15 protein-coding genes and 1 tRNA gene are annotated in these 16,278 nt (G+C 72.9%); 6 read left to right on the top strand and 10 right to left on the bottom strand.

What is annotated here, in order from left to right; translation table 11 throughout:
* Window positions 1-14 precede the first annotated feature (14 nt).
* A complete protein-coding gene (locus H9622_RS14775; protein WP_191767182.1) occupies window positions 15-644 on the top strand; it encodes a GNAT family N-acetyltransferase in 630 nt (209 codons plus the stop codon).
* A gap of 56 nt (window positions 645-700) precedes the next feature.
* On the top strand, window positions 701-1,744 hold the full coding sequence (locus tag H9622_RS14770) for a large exoprotein (protein ID WP_191767181.1): 1,044 nt from the start codon (window positions 701-703) through the stop codon (window positions 1,742-1,744).
* Window positions 1,745-2,090: 346 nt separating this feature from the next.
* Here H9622_RS14770 and H9622_RS14765 read toward each other — a convergent pair whose 3' ends face one another.
* A complete protein-coding gene (locus tag H9622_RS14765) occupies window positions 2,091-3,296 on the bottom strand; it encodes an amidohydrolase family protein (RefSeq protein WP_191767180.1) in 1,206 nt (401 codons plus the stop codon).
* Between the two features lie 88 nt (window positions 3,297-3,384).
* On the opposite strand from H9622_RS14765, the gene H9622_RS14760 reads away from it, so the two are divergent.
* A tRNA-Ala gene (locus H9622_RS14760) sits at window positions 3,385-3,460 on the top strand.
* 538 nt (window positions 3,461-3,998) lie between these two features.
* Here H9622_RS14760 and hemL read toward each other — a convergent pair.
* The 6 genes from hemL to hemE all read right to left on the bottom strand — a co-directional run bounded on the left by hemL (window position 3,999) and on the right by hemE (window position 10,459).
* Window positions 3,999-5,339 carry a glutamate-1-semialdehyde 2,1-aminomutase gene (gene hemL, locus H9622_RS14755; protein ID WP_404802876.1) on the bottom strand — a complete coding sequence of 447 codons (1,341 nt, stop codon included), beginning with the start codon at window positions 5,337-5,339 and terminating at the stop codon, window positions 3,999-4,001.
* Entirely contained in the window at window positions 5,327-6,253 is a 927-nt protein-coding gene (gene hemB, locus H9622_RS14750) for a porphobilinogen synthase (RefSeq protein WP_404802878.1), read from the bottom strand. The genes hemL and hemB overlap by 13 nt, the downstream gene beginning before the upstream one ends.
* A gap of 71 nt (window positions 6,254-6,324) precedes the next feature.
* A complete protein-coding gene (gene hemC / locus H9622_RS14745) occupies window positions 6,325-7,242 on the bottom strand; it encodes a hydroxymethylbilane synthase (RefSeq protein ID WP_191767177.1) in 918 nt (305 codons plus the stop codon).
* On the bottom strand, window positions 7,239-7,928 hold the full coding sequence (gene hemQ / locus H9622_RS14740) for a hydrogen peroxide-dependent heme synthase (protein WP_191767176.1): 690 nt from the start codon (window positions 7,926-7,928) through the stop codon (window positions 7,239-7,241). The genes hemC and hemQ overlap by 4 nt, the downstream gene beginning before the upstream one ends.
* Window positions 7,929-8,205: 277 nt before the next feature.
* A complete protein-coding gene (locus H9622_RS14735) occupies window positions 8,206-9,408 on the bottom strand; it encodes a protoporphyrinogen/coproporphyrinogen oxidase (protein ID WP_191767175.1) in 1,203 nt (400 codons plus the stop codon).
* On the bottom strand, window positions 9,401-10,459 hold the full coding sequence (hemE, locus tag H9622_RS14730) for a uroporphyrinogen decarboxylase (protein ID WP_191767174.1): 1,059 nt from the start codon (window positions 10,457-10,459) through the stop codon (window positions 9,401-9,403). Before hemE ends, H9622_RS14735 begins: the two co-directional genes overlap by 8 nt.
* Window positions 10,460-10,540: 81 nt before the next feature.
* Here hemE and H9622_RS14725 point away from each other — a divergent pair, with 81 nt between their 5' ends.
* Window positions 10,541-11,797 carry a glutamyl-tRNA reductase gene (locus tag H9622_RS14725; RefSeq protein ID WP_191767173.1) on the top strand — a complete coding sequence of 419 codons (1,257 nt, stop codon included), beginning with the start codon at window positions 10,541-10,543 and terminating at the stop codon, window positions 11,795-11,797.
* 45 nt (window positions 11,798-11,842) lie between these two features.
* A complete protein-coding gene (locus tag H9622_RS14720; RefSeq protein ID WP_318247139.1) occupies window positions 11,843-12,676 on the top strand; it encodes a MerR family transcriptional regulator in 834 nt (277 codons plus the stop codon).
* 61 nt (window positions 12,677-12,737) lie between these two features.
* Here the strand turns inward: H9622_RS14720 and H9622_RS14715 are convergent, their stop codons facing one another.
* The gene (locus H9622_RS14715; RefSeq protein WP_191767172.1) at window positions 12,738-13,493 is read right to left on the bottom strand and encodes a ZIP family metal transporter; all 756 of its coding nucleotides are present in this window, start codon (window positions 13,491-13,493) and stop codon (window positions 12,738-12,740) included.
* A gap of 156 nt (window positions 13,494-13,649) precedes the next feature.
* Entirely contained in the window at window positions 13,650-14,726 is a 1,077-nt protein-coding gene (locus H9622_RS14710) for a Glu/Leu/Phe/Val dehydrogenase family protein (RefSeq protein WP_191767171.1), read from the bottom strand.
* A 230-nt stretch (window positions 14,727-14,956) separates the two neighbouring features.
* Between H9622_RS14710 and H9622_RS14705 the strand changes: the two genes are divergently transcribed.
* Window positions 14,957-15,439: a YbaK/EbsC family protein gene (locus tag H9622_RS14705; RefSeq protein ID WP_191767170.1), complete on the top strand. Its 483-nt coding sequence runs from the start codon at window positions 14,957-14,959 to the stop codon at window positions 15,437-15,439.
* Between the two features lie 33 nt (window positions 15,440-15,472).
* On the opposite strand, the gene H9622_RS14700 is transcribed toward H9622_RS14705, so the two are convergent.
* Window positions 15,473-16,243 carry an IclR family transcriptional regulator gene (locus H9622_RS14700; protein ID WP_225222153.1) on the bottom strand — a complete coding sequence of 257 codons (771 nt, stop codon included), beginning with the start codon at window positions 16,241-16,243 and terminating at the stop codon, window positions 15,473-15,475.
* Window positions 16,244-16,278 lie beyond the last annotated feature (35 nt).

Genomic DNA, 16,278 nt, shown 5'->3' with positions numbered 1-16,278 from the left:
TACGAGGGGGTCATGTGGACCTGACGGCTCCTCGCAGGCACGGACCGGTATCCATCCGGCTCGTGCGCCAGCGTGACGCCCGGCAGCTGCAGACCGAGCTGCTGTCGAACCGCGAGTGGCTGCGGCCGTGGGAGGCGACGAGCCCCGACGGCCCCGTCTCGTTCGACATGCGACTCGGCGTGCGACGCCTGCTGCAGCAGTACCGCGACGGCGCCGGCGTGCCCTTCGTGATGGAGCACGACGGCAACATCGCCGGTCAGCTGAACGTGTGGGGCATCGCGCGAGGATCCCTCGCCTCGGCCACGATCGGCTACTGGGTGAGCAAGCGGTTCGCCGGACGCAGCATCACCCCGACGGCGGTCGCGATGGCGACCGACATCTGCTTCACCGAGCTCCGCCTGCACCGCATGGAGATCTGCATCCGCCCTGAGAACCAGGCGAGCCTGCGCGTGGTCGAGAAGCTCGGCTTCCGGTACGAAGGCCTGCGCCGCCGGTACATCCACATCGACGGAGACTGGCGCGACCACTACGCCTTCGCGCTCGTGCGCGAGGACGTGCCCGAGGGCGTGCTGCAGCGGTGGGTGTCGGGGCATGCGCCGCACGACGCGGCGACCGTGCCGCCCGCCGATCGTCTGCACGCCTAGAGCGACACGCGACGGGATGCCTCGGCCGAGGCATCCCCTCACATACCGTTGTGCACATGGGCGGGCAAGTGTTGGGTGGCGGGGTCATCGTGCTCGTCGCCGTGCTGTTGTGGCTCGTCTATCTGCTTCCGTCGTGGCACAGCCGCCGGCAGTTCGACGCGGCCGAGCGGAACGCGGTGCGACTGAACCAGGCGCTCCGCGTGCTCGCCGAGACGAGCGAGATGCCGCAGGAGGTCCACCTCGAGCTCAACGCGCGCACGGCGATGGCGCAGCAGCGCCTCGCCCGGCAGGCTCTCGCGCAGCGCGAGTCGGCCGCCCTCGAGCAGGCGAAGGTCGACCTCGAGCGCGCGCGCACCGAGCGCGAGCTTGCCGAGGCCACCGCGCGGGTCGAGCGGGAACGGGAGCGCGCCGAGCGCGAGCGCGCCGAAGCCGCCGCCCGCATCGAGCTCGAGCATGCACGCGCCGACCGCGCCGCCGCACAGGCTCAAGCTCGCGCCGAGGTCGAGGCCGCGGAGGCTGCCGCCCGGGCGGAGGTCTCCGCCGCGCGATCGGCCCCGGCGGCGAGGCGTGCGCGGGCTCGGCGCCGGTTCCGCCTGACGGCCACGCTGCTGTGTGTGCTGGGGCTCGCGGTGGCGGGCTTCGGGGTGTTCGAAGTTCTCTCGTCGGGGATGCAGACCTGGCTCTGGGCGGGTGTGGCCGTGGCCGCGGCATCCGCTCTCGTTCTTCACCGTCTTGCCCGGGTGGCGGCGCGGGCCGCCGTGCACGTCGAGGTGCCTGTCGCGCGGCCCGACGTGCGCGTGCAGGACGTCGCGTTGGAGCCTGCGTCGCGTGCGTGGGCGCCGCGCGAGCTGCCCCGGCCGCTCACTGCGTCGGCGGGGTCGCGGGCCGCGACGATCCTCGACGTCGAGGCCGCCCGGGAGTCGATGCGCCAGGCAGCGCTCGAGGAGGCCATGCGCGAGAGGGCCGAGGCGCAGCGTCCGCCGTCGATCGACACGGCGCGCGTCGCCCGCGCGGACTTCGCGGGAATGGGATACGTCGACGACGCCGAGATCGAGGCCCACGTGCGCGGGCTGCTGGCACGGCGGGCGTCCGGGCAGTAGGGCCGGCGGGGTCTTCGGGGTTACGGCCCGTCGGGCCTGCCGCCGGGGTCGAGTTGCCACTGGTGGTGGGCTGGGCGGCTGTGAACCCGCTGTTTCGGGCAACTCGGCGGGCTTGAGCTGGGCAGGGAGCTGAGGGTCTGGCGCCCGGGTCGCGCCGGTCGCAAGATCGGAGATCGTGCGCGGCGCGCTGGGGCGCGGCATCCGGAACCGGCGTGTCGGGCGCGGGGTCCGATGTTACGGCGCGCGGCCTTGCCCGGTGTGCAGGCTCAGTGCCCCCGTACGGCGAGGTGCCCATCCCGGCGGGCTGGAAGGCGTCGAACCCGCCGGCACCGGCAACTCGGCAGGCTCAGGCTTGGTGGAGCACGCGTCCGCCACCCAGCACGAGCTCGCGCGGGGGCATCCGGACCAGGGCGTCCATCGCGTTCTCGGCGTCGATGAGCACGATGTCGGCCCGGTCGCCGGGGCTGAGGGTGTCGCGTCCGGTGCCGGTGAAGGGGCCGCCGTCGGTCGTGGCGAGTTCGACGACGCGGCGCAGATCCTCGTCGCGCACGAGGCTCGAGGAACGGGCGTACTGCCACGCGATGCCGAGCAGGTCGCCGGTGCCGTACGGACTCCACAGGTCGCGGATGCCGTCGGTGCCGAAGCCGAACCGCACGCCCGCGGCGTCGAGCTCGTGCAGCGGCAGCTGGGGCAGCCGCAGGGGAGCGACGGTCGTGAGGGTGACGTCGAGCTGCGACATCCGCTGCAGGAGATCCCGGCGGCGCGCGGCGTCGACCTGCGCGAGTGCGAACCCGTGGGCGATGTTGACGCGGCCGGTGAGTCCGAGGGCTTCGGTGCGGTCGAGGATCAGGTCGAACTGGAAGGCTCCCAGCTCGGCGGGATCGTGGAGATGGATGTCGATGCCGACGCCCGTGTCGGCGGCGATGTCGAACAGCCCGTCGAGCTGGCCGACGGGGTCGCGGTCGATGCTCGCGGGGTCGAGCCCGCCGATGTGCTCGACGCCGGACTCGGCGGCCGCGCGCAGCAGGTCGAGCACGCCGGGGCGGCGGAGGACGCCGTCCTGCGGGAAGGCGACGATCTCAGCGGTGATCGCGCCGTCGTAGTCGGCGACGGCTTCACGGACGATCTCGATGCCGCGCAGCCCGAGCCCGAGGTCGACGTCGACGTGCGTACGGAGGGCGGTGGTGCCGAAGCGGACGAACTCCGCCAGCACACGACGGGTGATGTCCAGACTCGGGATGCCGAGCTCGTCGCGCCTCGCACGCTCATGGCGGATGCGGCCGTCGGTGCCGCCTTCGCCCCCGTAGGACTGCCAGGGGTGGCCGATCCACGACTTGTCGATGTGCGCGTGGGTGTTCACGAACCCGGGGAGGGCGAGCAGGTCGCGCCCGTAGACCTCGCCGGGGCCGGCCGGGGTGCCGGTGGTCGGTTCGACTGCCGTGATGAGTCCCTGCGCGTCGATGAACACGTCGTATGCGGAGCCGCCGCGGCCGCCCGTCTCGAGCCGGACGCTGCGGACGACGGACACGCGATTCGGTGTGACGGGGAGCATGCCTCCATCCTCTCGTGGGGCGCGGTTCGGGGTGCTCGCGACCCGTCGGGGAGGCCTATCGGAGCGTGATAACCTAACTGAGGTTCACGGGCCTGTAGCGCAGTTGGTAGCGCGCCTCGTTCGCATCGAGGAGGTCAGGGGTTCGATTCCCCTCAGGTCCACCACCACCGAGAAACCCCCGACAGGTCGGGGGTTTCTCTCTGTGCACCCTGCGCGCGGGGCGAGGCCCGGCTGCGTCGGCGTCGGCGTGCACAACGTCGGCGTTCCTGCGCAACACGCCACGACGAGCCGCCCGCAAGCGGCGTTTCGGCCACGATCTCCGACGTTGGGCACCCCGGAGGCCGGCAAGGTGAGCCCGGCGTGGCCTCTGCCGCGGAGGTCAGTCCGACGTTGCGCACCCGGGGCCGAACCCGGCGCGTCGGGCGCAAGATCGGAGATCCTGCGCAACACGCCGTGACCAGCGGCCGGCGAGCGGCGTGGCGCCCAGGAACTCCGCCGTTTGGCACCCCGGAGGCCGGGAAGGTGAGCCCGGCGTGGCCTCTGCCGCGAAGGTCAGTCCGACGTTGCGCACCCGGGGCCGAACCCGGCGCGTCGGGCGCAAGATCGGAGATTCTGCGCAACACGCCGTGACCAGCGGCCGGCGAGCGGCGTGTCGGTCACGATCTCCGACGTTGGGCACCTCGAACCCGGAGCCCGGGACCGTCAGTCCGGCGTGGCCTCCGCCGCAGCCCGCGCGGCGGCGGGAAGCGCGTCGACGATCTGCGCGACGGCCTCGTCGTCGTGCGCGGCCGAGACGAACCACGCCTCGAACACCGACGGCGGCAGCGAGACGCCCTGGTCGAGCATCGCGCGGAAGAACGGCGGGTACCGGAACGCCTCCTGCGCCTTCACCGTCTCGTAGTCCGTCGGCGGCTCGGCCGCGAACTGGATCGAGAACAGGTTGCCCGCGCGCTGGATGACATGCGTGACGCCGGCTTCCGAGAGAGCGGATGCCGCGGCATCCGCTATCCGCTCAGCGCCACGGTCGATCCGCTCGTACGCGTCCGCGTCGAGGTGGTCGAGGGTCGCGCGCCCGGCGGCGACGGCGAGCGGATTGCCGCTCAGCGTGCCGGCCTGGTAGACGGGGCCGAGGGGAGCGAGCAGCTCCATGAGCGCCGCCGAGCCGCCGATCGCGGCGAGCGGCAGCCCGCCGCCGACGACCTTGCCGAACGTGATGAGGTCGGGGACGAAGGGCACCGGGTCGATGCCGTACCAGCCCGCCGTGCCGACGCGGAAGCCGGTCAGCACCTCGTCGAGGATGAGCAGCGCGCCGTAAGCGTGCGCGAGGTCGGCGATCGCGGCGTTGAAGCCGTGCGCCGGCGGCACGATCCCCATGTTGGCGGGGGTGGCCTCGACGATGATCGCGGCGATGTCGTCGCCGCGCGCGTCGAACACCTCGCGCAGCGCGTCGAGGTCGTTGTACGGCACGACGAGCGTCTGCGCGGCGATGGGCGCCGGAACGCCCGCCGAGCCCGGCATCGCGAGCGTCGCGACGCCCGATCCGGCTTCGGCCAGAAGACCATCGGAGTGGCCGTGGTAGTGCCCGGCGAACTTCACGATGAGGTCGCGGCCGGTCGCGCCGCGTGCGAGGCGGATCGCCGTCATCGTCGCCTCGGTGCCCGTCGACACGAGGCGCACGCGCTCGACCGGTCGAGCGCCGTCGCGGGTCACGCGCGCCTCGATGAGCTCGGCCAGAGCGGTCTCGCCGGGGGTCGACGCGCCGAAGCCGAGGCCGTGGGCCGCGGCATCCTGCACCGCCTTCACGACGGCGGGGTGGGCGTGCCCGAGGATCGCAGGACCCCACGAGCCGACGAGGTCAACGTACTCGCGGCCCTCGACGTCGGTCACGCGCGGACCCGAGGCCGACACGAAGAAGCGGGGCGTGGTGCCGACCGAGCCGAAGGCGCGAACGGGGGAGTTGACGCCACCCGGCATGGCTGCGCGGGCGCGGGCGAACTCCTCTGCGTTGGTGGTGTGCGAGGTGTGCGTGGTCATCGGATCCATCCCGCCAGTTCGACCGCCCAGTACGTCAGCACCGCATCGGCGCCGGCACGGCGGATGCCGACCACCGACTCCTCGATCGCCCGGCGGCGGTCGATCCAGCCGTGGGCCGCAGCGGCCTCGATCATCGCGTACTCGCCCGACACCTGGTACGCCCAGACGGGGACGGGGCTGGATGCCGCGGCATCCGCCAGCACGTCGAGATAGCTCATCGCGGGCTTGACCATCACGATGTCGGCGCCCTCGGCCAGGTCGAGCTCGACCTCGCGCAGGCCCTCGCGGCGGTTCGCGGGGTCCTGCTGGTAGGTGCGGCGGTCGCCCTCGAGCGAGGACTGCACGGCCTCGCGGAACGGGCCATAGAAGGCCGACGCGTACTTGGCCGCATAGGCCAGGATCGGCGTGTTGCCGAACCCGGTCGCGTCGAGCGCGTCGCGGACCGCGGCGACCTGGCCGTCCATCATGCCGCTGAGCCCGAGCAGCTGCGACCCGGCCTCGGCCTGGGCGATGCCCATGTCTCGGTAGCGCTCGAGCGTAGCGTCGTTGTCGACGTAGCCGTTCGCGTCGAGCACGCCGCAGTGGCCGTGATCGGTGAACTCGTCGAGGCACAGGTCGGTCTGCACGACGAGCGCATCCCCGGCCTCCGCGACGGCGATGCGCGTCGCGACGTTCAGGATGCCCTCGGGGTCGGTCGCGCCGGATCCGATCGCGTCCTTGTGCTCGGGCACGCCGAACAGCATGATCCCGCCGATGCCGGCGGCCGCGGCATCCGTCACCGCCTTCTTGAGGCTGTCGGTCGTGTGCTGCAGGACGCCCGGCATGGACGAGATCGGCACGGGCTCGCCCGCCCCCTCGCGCACGAAGACGGGCAGGATCAGGTCGGCGGGATGCAGGCGCGTCTCGGCGACGAGCCGGCGCATCGCGGGCGTCGCGCGCAGCCGGCGGGGCCGGGGGTGCCCGAGGGGGCGGGCCCCCTCGGAAGAAGCACTGTTCATGGGCGCTCTCCGGTCAGGCCGGCGGCACCGGCGTCGAGCAGTTCACGGGCGACGGATGCCGCGACCTCGCGCGACGGATCACCGTCGTCGTCCGGCCAGGCGATGGCATGCGACGACGTCAGAGTCGTGGTGCCGTCGAGGCTGTAGACGCTGACCGACAGGAGGAGCAGGCCGGCGTCGACCACGGCGCGGGCGCCGACGGGAGCCGAGCAGCCGGCTTCCAGCAGGGCGAGCACCTCGCGCTCGGCCTCGACGGCGGCGCGGGTCTCGGCGTGGTCGAGCGTCTCGACGAGGTACTCCTCGCCCCGGCGCACCTCGACCCCCAGCGCGCCCTGGCCGGGCGCGGTCGGCCAGCGGTCGGCGTCGAGGTGCTCGGTGATGACGTCGGCGCGCCCGATGCGGTTGAGTCCGGCGGCGGCCAGGACGACGGCATCCAATTCACCGCTCGTCACCTTGCCGAGGCGGGTCTCGACGTTCCCGCGGATGTCGACCACCTCGATGTCGGGCCGCTTCGCACGCAGCTGCGCCATGCGGCGCGGCGAGCCTGTGCCGACGCGCGCACCGGCGGGAAGCTGCTCGAGCGTGAGGCCGTCACGCGCGCACAACGCGTCGCGCGGGTCTTCGCGCGCCGGGATCGCCGCGATGACGATGCGATCATGCGGCGCGGTCGGGAGGTCCTTGAGCGAGTGCACGATGACGTCGCACTTGTCGGCCAGGAGCGCGTCGCGCAGTGCGCCCGTGAAGAGCCCGGCGCCGCCGGCCCGTGACAAGGGCTCGTTCGTGCGATCGCCGTGCGTGGTGATGCGGACGATCTCGGTCTTCACCCCGGTCGCATCGGCGAGGTCGTCGGCGACCATGCCCGTCTGCGTGAGGGCGAGCGTGCTGGCGCGCGTGCCGATGCGCAGGCTGGTCACGCCAGCACCTCGGCGATCTCGTCGAGACCGATGCGACGCCCGGTGAAGAACGGCACCTCCTCGCGCACGTGACGGCGGGCCTCGGTCTGGCGCAGGTGACGCATGAGGTCGACGAGATCGACGAGCTCGGGGGCCTCGAGCGCGAGGATCCACTCGTAGTCGCCGAGCGCGAACGACGCGACCGTGTTGGCGAGCACCTGACGGTACTCGGCGCCCTTGCGACCGTGGTCGGCAAGCATCTGGCGGCGCTCGTCCTCGGGGAGGATGTACCAGTCGTACGACCGCACGAACGGGTACACGGTGAGCCAGGCCTCGGGCTCCTTGTCGCGCATGAACGCCGGCAGATGGCTCGCGGTGAACTCGGCGTCGCGGTGCACGCCCATCGCGTTCCACACCGGCACGAGCGACGCGAGCGGCTCGGCACGGCGCAGCGTGCGCAGCGCGGCCTGGATGGACTCGGGAGCCACGCCCGTGCCGTGCAGCCACACCATCAGGTCGGCATCGGCCCGCAGGCCCGAGACGTCGTAGAACCCGCGGACGGTGACTCCGGATGCCTCGACCTCGGCGACGGCCGGAGCCAGATCGCCCGCGGGGGCGGGGTGGTGCGGGTCACGGCGGAACACGGCCCACAGGGTGTAGCCGAGCGTCTCGCTCTCGGACGGGGGGACAGCCGAGGAATCGCTCATGGCCTCTATTCTTCCACCCGCCCGGGGACGGGGTCGGTCGAGTAGGCACGAAGCGCCGTTTCCCGCCTGTTGAGTAGGCGCGCAGCGCCGTCCCACCCCCCCCGGGCTCTGGACTCGGTGCGGGGCGGCGGCCGGGCACCGGGGCCCGGGGTCAAACGGTCGGGAGAAACGCCGCGGAGGCCGGGCCGTGCGGGCGTGTCGCGCCGGTTCGACCCGACCGTTTGACGGGGAGGGCGCGGCGCGGCGGGTTGCGGTGCCAGTGTCAGCGGCGCCGGCGTCAGCGGGCGAGGAGCTCGGCGGCGGTGCGGTCGGCGTGGGCGATGATCCCGGCGAGCCCCGAGCCCGCGACCGTCTCGCCCACCACGAGGAGGTCGGATGCCTCGGCCGGGGCCGGCCGGGTCCACGTGACCACCGCCGCGTCGACCACCACCGGCAGCTCGACGCCGAGCAGGGTCTCGGCATCCTGCCGCGCGGTCTCGAAAGGGTCGGACGGCGTCACGTCGTAGGAGAGCCGCAGCACGTGCCGGTCGCCGGCGGCCTCGCGCAGCCAGTCCCACTTCGCCGTGGCGTGGGTGAGCGCGCGGGCGGCCACCGGGGCTCCGGCGGCGACGAGCAGTCCGGAGCCGCGGGGCGCCGCATCCAACTCCCGCTGTTCCACCGCCAGGGTGACGAGGTCGATCCGGCGTCCGACGCCGGCCGGAGAGACCAGGCCGGGCGCCGCGGTCACGACGGTGCCGTCGAGCGACGCAGGATCGTCGACACGCGTGCCGAGGCGCACGACGCCGCCGTGACGCTCGAGGTCGGCCGCGAGGGCCGGCACGATGCGGTTGACGCCGCCGCGGATCCCGGCGACCGCCGCACCCGGGGGAGCGTCCGCACGCAGCCGCCCGACCGCGGCGCCGAGCGAGCCCGCCGACACGAGCGCGTCGGGCAGCCCCGGATGGGCTCGCGCCACGGGAAGCTCGTCCGGATGGACCGAGTGCACGCCGTGCACCACGGGCGCCACCAGTCGCTCGAGCACCGCATCGCCGTACCGCTCGCGCACGAGCGCCCCGAGTGACGCCGGCACCGCACCGAGGGGGCCCCGTCCGTCCAGCGCCGAGGCCCGCCGTGCCGCGTCTGCGCCGACCACGCGCACGACGTCGTCGGCGAGCGGGTCGGCCGGGATGCCGAGCAGCGCCGTCGCGGGCAGGGGCACCGCCGGTCCGGTGGCGGGCTGCAGCCAGGCGGGTCCGGGCCGCGGCTCGACGATGTCGTCGGCGAGCCCGAGCTCGGCGAGCAGGGCCGCGACGACGCCGCCGCGCACGGCGAAGCTCTCGGCACCGGCATCCAATCCGATTCCCGCGACGTCCTGGGGCGCGACCGTGCCGCCGAGGCGATCGGATGCCTCGTACACGACCACGTCCGCACCCGACAGCGCGAGCCGCCGCGCGACGACGAGTCCTGCGACGCCGCCGCCGACGACGGAGAAGTCAGCCATGCGCGCGGACGAACTCCACGACGCGCGTCAGCACCGTCGGGTCGGTCTCGGGCGGCACGCCGTGCCCGAGGTTGACGACGTGGGCCTTCGCCGCGCGGCCGCGTTCGAGCACGTCGACGATGTGCGCCTCGAGCACAGGCCAGGGCGCGGCCAGGAGGGCAGGGTCGATGTTGCCCTGCAGGGGCACGTCGGCCCCGAGACGGCGGGATGCCTCGTCCAGCGGGATGCGCCAGTCGACGCCCATCACATCGACGCCCACGCCGTGCATCGCGGCGAGCAGCTCGCCGGTTCCGACGCCGAAGTGCACGAGCGGCACGCCGAGGGCCTTCGCCCGCTCGAGCGCGCGTGCGGAGTGCGGTGCGACGTGCGCGGTGTAGTCCGCGAGGCTCAGTGATCCGGCCCACGAGTCGAACAGCTGGCCGGCCGACGCCCCCGCCTCGAGCTGGGCCTCGAGGAACGCGCCGGTGATGTCGGCGCACCACGACAGCAGCGCCGCCCACGTCTCGGGATCGGAGTGCATCAGCGCGCGCGTGCGCAGTTGCTCCTTCGACGGACCGCCCTCGACGAGGTACGAGGCGAGCGTGTACGGGGCGCCGGCGAAGCCGATGAGCGGCGTGCCGCCGAGCCCGGCGACCGTGAGCCGCACGGCCTCGCGGATCGGCTCGAGCGCCGCAGGGTCGAGCGGGGGCAGACTCGCGACATCCGCCGCCGTCCGCACCGGATGCTCGAGCACCGGACCGCGGCCGGGCACGATGCGCACGTCCACGCCGGCGAGCCTCACCGGGATGACGATGTCGCTGAAGAATATCCCCGCGTCGACGCCGTGACGGCGGACGGGCTGCAGCGTGATCTCGCTCGCGAGCTCGGGATCCAGGCACGCGTCGAGCATGTCGGTGCCCACGCGCAGCTCGCGGTACTCCGGGAGCGACCGCCCGGCCTGCCGCATGAACCACACCGGAGCCGTCTCGGGACGCTCGCCGCGATAGGCGCGGATCAGGGGTGGAACAGCATAGCTGTCGGCAAGAGTGGGGTGGGACGATTCCAGCGGCACGCAGTCAACCTTAGGCTCCCGCTTCGCAGATCATGAGGCCGCACTTCGCTGAAGGTCGGGGACGTGCCTTAAGCTGGTCGGGTGCTCCTCTGTCTGACCGCGAACCATCGGAACGCGAGTCTCGACGTCTTGGAGCGGCTGTCGCAGGGTGCTCCCGCGGCCACCCGGACCCTCGTGGACGACGAGATCTTCGTCGCCGGAGCGGTCGTCCTCGCGACGTGCAACCGGTTCGAGGCCTACCTCGACATCGACGAACCGCTCACGGGCGGCCAGGCCGTCGCGGTGGAATCCGTCGTCGAAGCCATGGCCGAAGCATCCGATATTCCGATCGAGAGCCTGCGCACCTCGGTGACCGTGCATTCGGGAGCGGATGCCGCGGCCCACCTCTTCGCGGTGACCAGCGGGCTCGAGTCCATGGTCGTCGGCGAAGACGAGATCTCGGGTCAGGTGCGACGCGCACTCGACGCCGCGCGGGAGGAGGGCACCACGAGCGGAGAGCTCGAACGCCTCTTCCAGAAGGCCACCCACACCAGCCGCGGGATCCGCAACAACACGGGTCTGCGCGGCACGCACCGCTCCCTCGTGAGATTCGCCCTCGAGCTCGCGTCCAGTCGCATCGCCGACTGGGCCGCGTCGCGCGTCGTGATCGTCGGCACCGGCCGCTACGCCTCGCGCACCGTCGAGGCCGTGCGCGCGCGCGGTGCCGCCGACATCCGGGTGTTCTCACCGTCCGGTCGTGCCGCCGCGTTCGCGGTGAAGTACGGCCTGCAGCCGGTGGAGGACTTCGCGGATGCTGCGGCCGCCGCCGACGTCGTCATCACGTGCACCGCGGACGCCGTCGTGCACGCCGACGCCTTCGTGCCGGGGAGCCGCGTGCTCGTCATCGACCTCGGGCTCCCGCGCAACGTCGACCCCGCAGTGGGTGACGTCGACGGCGTCGAGCTGCTCGACCTCGAGACGATCCGCCTCCACGCCCCGCTCGAGGAGTTCAGCGCCCACGCCGACGCGCGCATCATCGTCGGCGACGCGGCGGCCGAGTTCGCGGCCGACCGTGCCGCGGCACCCGCGATCACGGCGCTGCGCAGCGACGTGCTCGCGATCGTCGACGCCGAGATCGCCCGGGCACGCGCCCGCGGCGCCGGCGAAGAGACCGAGGCGGCGCTGCGGCACCTCGCGGGCGTGCTGCTGCACCGTCCCTCCGTGCGCATCCGCGAGCTCGCCGTGGAGGGTCGCATCGACGAGGTCAACGCCGCGCTCGAGACGCTGCACGGGTTGTCGCTCAGTGCAGCGCCGGCTGAGTCGGTCGACGACGAGCAGGACTGGACAGCCTCGGCCTGAGTCTGCGCTCTTCCGCTTGACTCTCACGCTGTGTCAGGGTCGAACGTGGTCTCCACCATGTACACCATCGGAGAGTTCGCCGCCCATGGGCGAGTGAGCGTGCGGATGCTGCGGCACTACGACGAGATCGGCATTCTGCAGCCCGCCCGGGTCGATCCCCGCACCGGCTACCGCAGCTACGCCGACGCGCAGCTCGGGGCGCTGTTGCGACTGGTCGAGCTTCGCGACCTCGGCTGCGGGCTGGACGAGATCGGCGCCGTGCTGGCTGCGGAAGATCAGGATGCCGCGCTGCGCGACCTGCTCATGCGCCGACGTGCCGCAATCGAGGCGTCGATCGACGCCGACCGCGCGCGGCTCGATCGCCTCGACGAACGTCTCCGTCGTCTGGAAGGAGCCGACGTCATGACTGACGTGGAGTATCGCCCTGTCGAGCCCGTGACCGTCTACGCCGTCGAGGGGCGCGCACCCGGGATGGGGCCCGAGAACGTCTCTCCCGTGATCGATCCGCTGCTGGGGCGGCTGGTCGGCGCGATCCAGGGTGCGGGGAGGGAACCGCGGGAGCCGGGGGTGTTCTGGTACCACGCGGTGCCCGACAGTGAGGACCTCGCTGTGCACGTGTCGTTCACGGCGGATGAGACGCCGGTGGCGGCGGAGGGCTACGACGTCGTGGAGCTGCCCGCGATCGAGACGGCGGCGGTGCTCACCCATCGCGGCGACATGCCGTCGATCGGCCGGTCGTGGATGGCGCTCATGGAGCAGGTCGTCGAGGACGGCTATCGCATCGCCGGTCCCACTCGCGAGGTCTACGTGCACGCCCCCGACGACCGCCCGCAGTCCGAATGGGTGACGGAGCTGGTGGCCCCGGTCGAACGGGCTTGATCCGCCGGTCGACTGCGCGGCCCCCTGCCGGTCGAGTGTGCGACGCACTCAACCGGCAGGGTCAGCCCGCGAGCTCGTGCAGGAGGAATGCGGCGAGGAAGCCGACGGTCGCGTACAGGCCGGTCAGGGTGCGCTGCTCTTCGAACGCCTCGGGGATCATCGTGTTGCACACCATCGCCAGCAGTCCGCCGGCCGCGACCGTCGTGATGAGTGCGACCAGCTGTGCCGGTGCCGCCTGGAAGGCGACGTAACCGAGCACCGCCGCCACGACCGTCACGGCGGCGATGCTGCCCCACAGCAGCGCGATCTTCCGTCCGCTCGAGCCGCTGCTCTTCAGCGCGGCCGTCGAGCCGAGACCCTCGGGGAAGTTGCTGATCGCGATCGCCGCGACGATCGGGATGCTGATGCCGCCCTGCAGTACCGACAGTCCCATCACGATCGACTCCGGGATGCCGTCGATCAGCGCACCGATCGCGATCGCCGCACCGGTGCCACCCGCGAGCGTGGCGCGACGCGCCACGATGTTCGCCGGCAACGACGACGGCGACACCTTCGGCCGAGACACCAGCCAGTCCGCGACGATGTAGATGACCGCGCCGGCGAGGAACCCGATCGACGTCGGGATCAGGCCGCCGACGTCCGCCGCCTCCTCGACCAGCTCGAATGCCAGTGTCGAGATCAGCACGCCCGCGCCGAGAGCCATGATGCCGGCCACGGCCCGCTGCGGTATGTCGACGAACCACGCGACCGCGGCGCCCACGAGCAGAGTTCCGCCGCCGATGAGGCCGCTGATCGCGGCGAGCCACACGCCTGCCATGGCGCAAACCTAGCCCTGCGCGCCCGAATCCACGCCACCCACTCCGCCCGACGCGCGCACGAACGCCCCCGGGCTCTCGGCCGAAGAGAAGAGCCCCGGAGAGGTCCGAAGACCTCCCCGGGGCCCAACCCCCGAACTCCGCTGTGGGCGGTGGCGTCAGACCGCGAGTGCGTGCCCGCGCTCGCCGGCAGCGAGACGCTCGGCCGCGAGGCCCTCGGCGGCCTCGAGCGGCGTCACGCCGCGCGACTCGGCCTCGTCGAAGATGCGGCGAACGGTGTCGCCGATCTGGGCGACGCGCTCCATGACCTCGGTGCGCGTGCCGATCTTCTTCGCCTCGAGGTCGAGGTAGATGACGCCACCCGCGTTCACCACGAAGTCGGGCGCGTACAGGATGCCACGCGAGGCGAGGCGGTCGGCGCCGGAACGGGCCGCGAGCGGGTTGTTCGCGGGACCGCACACGGCCCTCGAGTCGAGGGCGTCGATGACATCGTCGGTGAGGAGTCCGCCGATGCCGGCGGGCACGAACACGTCGGACGGCACGAGGTGCTCCTCGCCCGGCATGGTCCAGTCGGCGCCCAACTCGCGTGCGAGATCGCGCTTCGCCGGGTTCACGTCGGTCACGGTGAGCGTGGCGCCCTCGGCGGCGAGCCGCACGGCGAGGCGGCTGCCGACCTGGCCGAGGCCGGAGATGGTGATGCGGCGGCCTGCGATGGCGCTCGAACCGGTCACGCGCTCGAGCGTCGCGCGCAGCGACTCGTACACGCCGAGGCTCGTCGGGCCGGCGGGCTCTCCCGAACCGCCGACGGCGTCGGGGAGTCCGACCACGTGCTCGGTGCGCTCGCTCACGACGAGCATGTCCTCGGTCGTCGAGCCGACGTCCTCCGCGGTGCGGTACAGGCCGTGCAGGGACTCGACGGCGTCGCCGAGGTCGAGGAAGGCCGCGCGGCGGCGCTCTTCATCGAGCACCGTCCCCTCGGGGAGCGCGATGACCGACTTGCCGCCGCCGGCGTCGAGCCCGGCAGCCGCGTTCTTGAGCGTCATGGCCGCCGACAGGCGCAGGGCGTCGCCGAGCGCGTCGCTCCAGTGCGGGTACGTCCACAGGCGCGCGCCGCCGAGGGCGGAGCCGAGCACGGAGGAGTGAAGCGCGACGGTGATGAACAGACCGCTGCGTCGTCCGGTGATCACCTCCACGCGTTCGTGCGTGAAGTCGGGCAGGGGCAGGGTGTGCGTCATCGCGTTCTTCCTTCGGCGGGCCTTGTGGGCAGTGCGCTGCGGACGCCACGGCGTTGCGGCATCCGCCTCTATTGCACCATCACCTCGCGAAGTGTTCAACCACCCCGCGCACAATGACGCAGATTGCGCCCACAGCGGGCAACTGCGCCCTCTTCCCGCCGCACACTGCGCAGCCTGGTGAGCCCACTCGGTGCGCGGCGACCGGCCGGCTCACCTCCTAGGCTGGGCAGATGACTGCGCCTCATGAGCTGCCCGCGCGCAGCCGCCTCGTCCACGACTCGCTTCGCGCCGTCGGCATCTCCGGTGACATCGTCGTGCTTCCGGATGCCGCGCACACCGCTCCGCTCGCCGCGGCGGCCCTCGGCATCGAGGTCGGCGCGATCGCGAACAGCCTCGTGTTCTGGTCCGACGGTGAGCCGCTCCTCGTCATGACCAGCGGCGCCCACCGGGTCGACACGGGCGCCCTCGCCGAGCGCCTCGGGCGCGAGCGCATCCAGCGCGCGACGCCCGAGCAGGTGCGGGACGCGACCGGTCAGGCCATCGGGGGAGTGGCGCCCACCGGGCATCCGTCCCCCCTCCGCACGATCATCGACGAAGACCTCGCCGCCTTCGACGAGATCTGGGCCGCGGGCGGCACGCCCCACACCGTCTTCCCGCTGACGTTCGACGAGCTGGTGCGCCTCACCGGCGGCACGATCGCGAAGGTCGACTGACCCGCCGGCGCGACGGGCGCCCGGACCCGCTCGCTACGCCCGCCCGATCCGGCGCTCGAGTTCGGCGGCGGCCTCGGAGATGAGCCCCCCGAGCGCGGCCTCGTCGCGCGCGTCGTCGACCGGCCACGTCAGCGCGATCGCGGCCGCGGGCCACCCGGCGTGGTCGCGCACGGCGACGCCGACCGAGCGGAGGCCCAGCGTGACCTCGCCGTCCTCGATCGCCCAGCCGCGCGTGCGCACCTCGCGCAGCACGTCGCGCAGCTCGCTCGGGCGCGACGGACCGCGCCCCGTGCGATCCGCGAAGGCCGAGGCATCCGGGTACAGCGCTCGCACCTGCTCGCGGGGGAGTGCCGCGAGCATCGCGCGGCCGGTCGCGGTGAGGTGGGCCGGCAGACGCACACCGACGTCGGTGACGAGAGCCGGGCGACGTGGTGCGCGCTCCTCGACGATGTAGAGCACGTCGCGACCGGTCATGACGGCGAGGTGCGCGCTCTCGCCCGCGCGGTCGGCCAGCGCCGCGATCAGCGGGCGGCCGAGCCGGGCGAGGGGCTGCTGGCGCGAGTAGCCGCCGGCGAGCTCGAAGGCTGCCGTGCCGAGCCCCCACCGGCGCTCGGTCGGCAGGTGGATGACGAAGCCGTGCGCCTCGAGGGCGGCGAGCAGGTGGTAGGTGCTCGACCTCGGGATGCCGAGGGTCGTCGCGATCGTGCTCGCTGCCACGGGTCCGCGCTGGCGCGCGAGGAACGACAGGATGCGCAGCGTCTGGTCGGCGGCGGGCACCTGGGGCGGGATGGAGTTGTCTGGCATGCCAGACACAGGATCCCACCACGGCCTGTCGCGCG

It is taken from the genome of Microbacterium gallinarum (assembly GCF_014837165.1).
GTDB lineage: Bacteria > Actinomycetota > Actinomycetes > Actinomycetales > Microbacteriaceae > Microbacterium > Microbacterium gallinarum.
This window is presented reverse-complemented; position numbering and strand designations above follow the sequence as displayed.

Coding starts and splice junctions, on each gene's coding strand:
- H9622_RS14770 (WP_191767181.1), top strand. CDS start 701: ATGGGCGGGCAAGTGTTGGGTGGCGGGGTCATCGTGCTCGTCGCCGTG.
- H9622_RS14765 (WP_191767180.1), bottom strand. CDS start 3,296: ATGCTCCCCGTCACACCGAATCGCGTGTCCGTCGTCCGCAGCGTCCGG.
- hemL (WP_404802876.1), bottom strand. CDS start 5,339: ATGGATCCGATGACCACGCACACCTCGCACACCACCAACGCAGAGGAG.
- hemB (WP_404802878.1), bottom strand. CDS start 6,253: ATGCGCCGGCTCGTCGCCGAGACGCGCCTGCATCCCGCCGACCTGATC.
- hemQ (WP_191767176.1), bottom strand. CDS start 7,928: ATGAGCGATTCCTCGGCTGTCCCCCCGTCCGAGAGCGAGACGCTCGGC.
- H9622_RS14735 (WP_191767175.1), bottom strand. CDS start 9,408: ATGGCTGACTTCTCCGTCGTCGGCGGCGGCGTCGCAGGACTCGTCGTC.
- H9622_RS14715 (WP_191767172.1), bottom strand. CDS start 13,493: ATGGCAGGCGTGTGGCTCGCCGCGATCAGCGGCCTCATCGGCGGCGGA.
- H9622_RS14710 (WP_191767171.1), bottom strand. CDS start 14,726: ATGACGCACACCCTGCCCCTGCCCGACTTCACGCACGAACGCGTGGAG.
- H9622_RS14705 (WP_191767170.1), top strand. CDS start 14,957: ATGACTGCGCCTCATGAGCTGCCCGCGCGCAGCCGCCTCGTCCACGAC.
- H9622_RS14700 (WP_225222153.1), bottom strand. CDS start 16,243: ATGCCAGACAACTCCATCCCGCCCCAGGTGCCCGCCGCCGACCAGACG.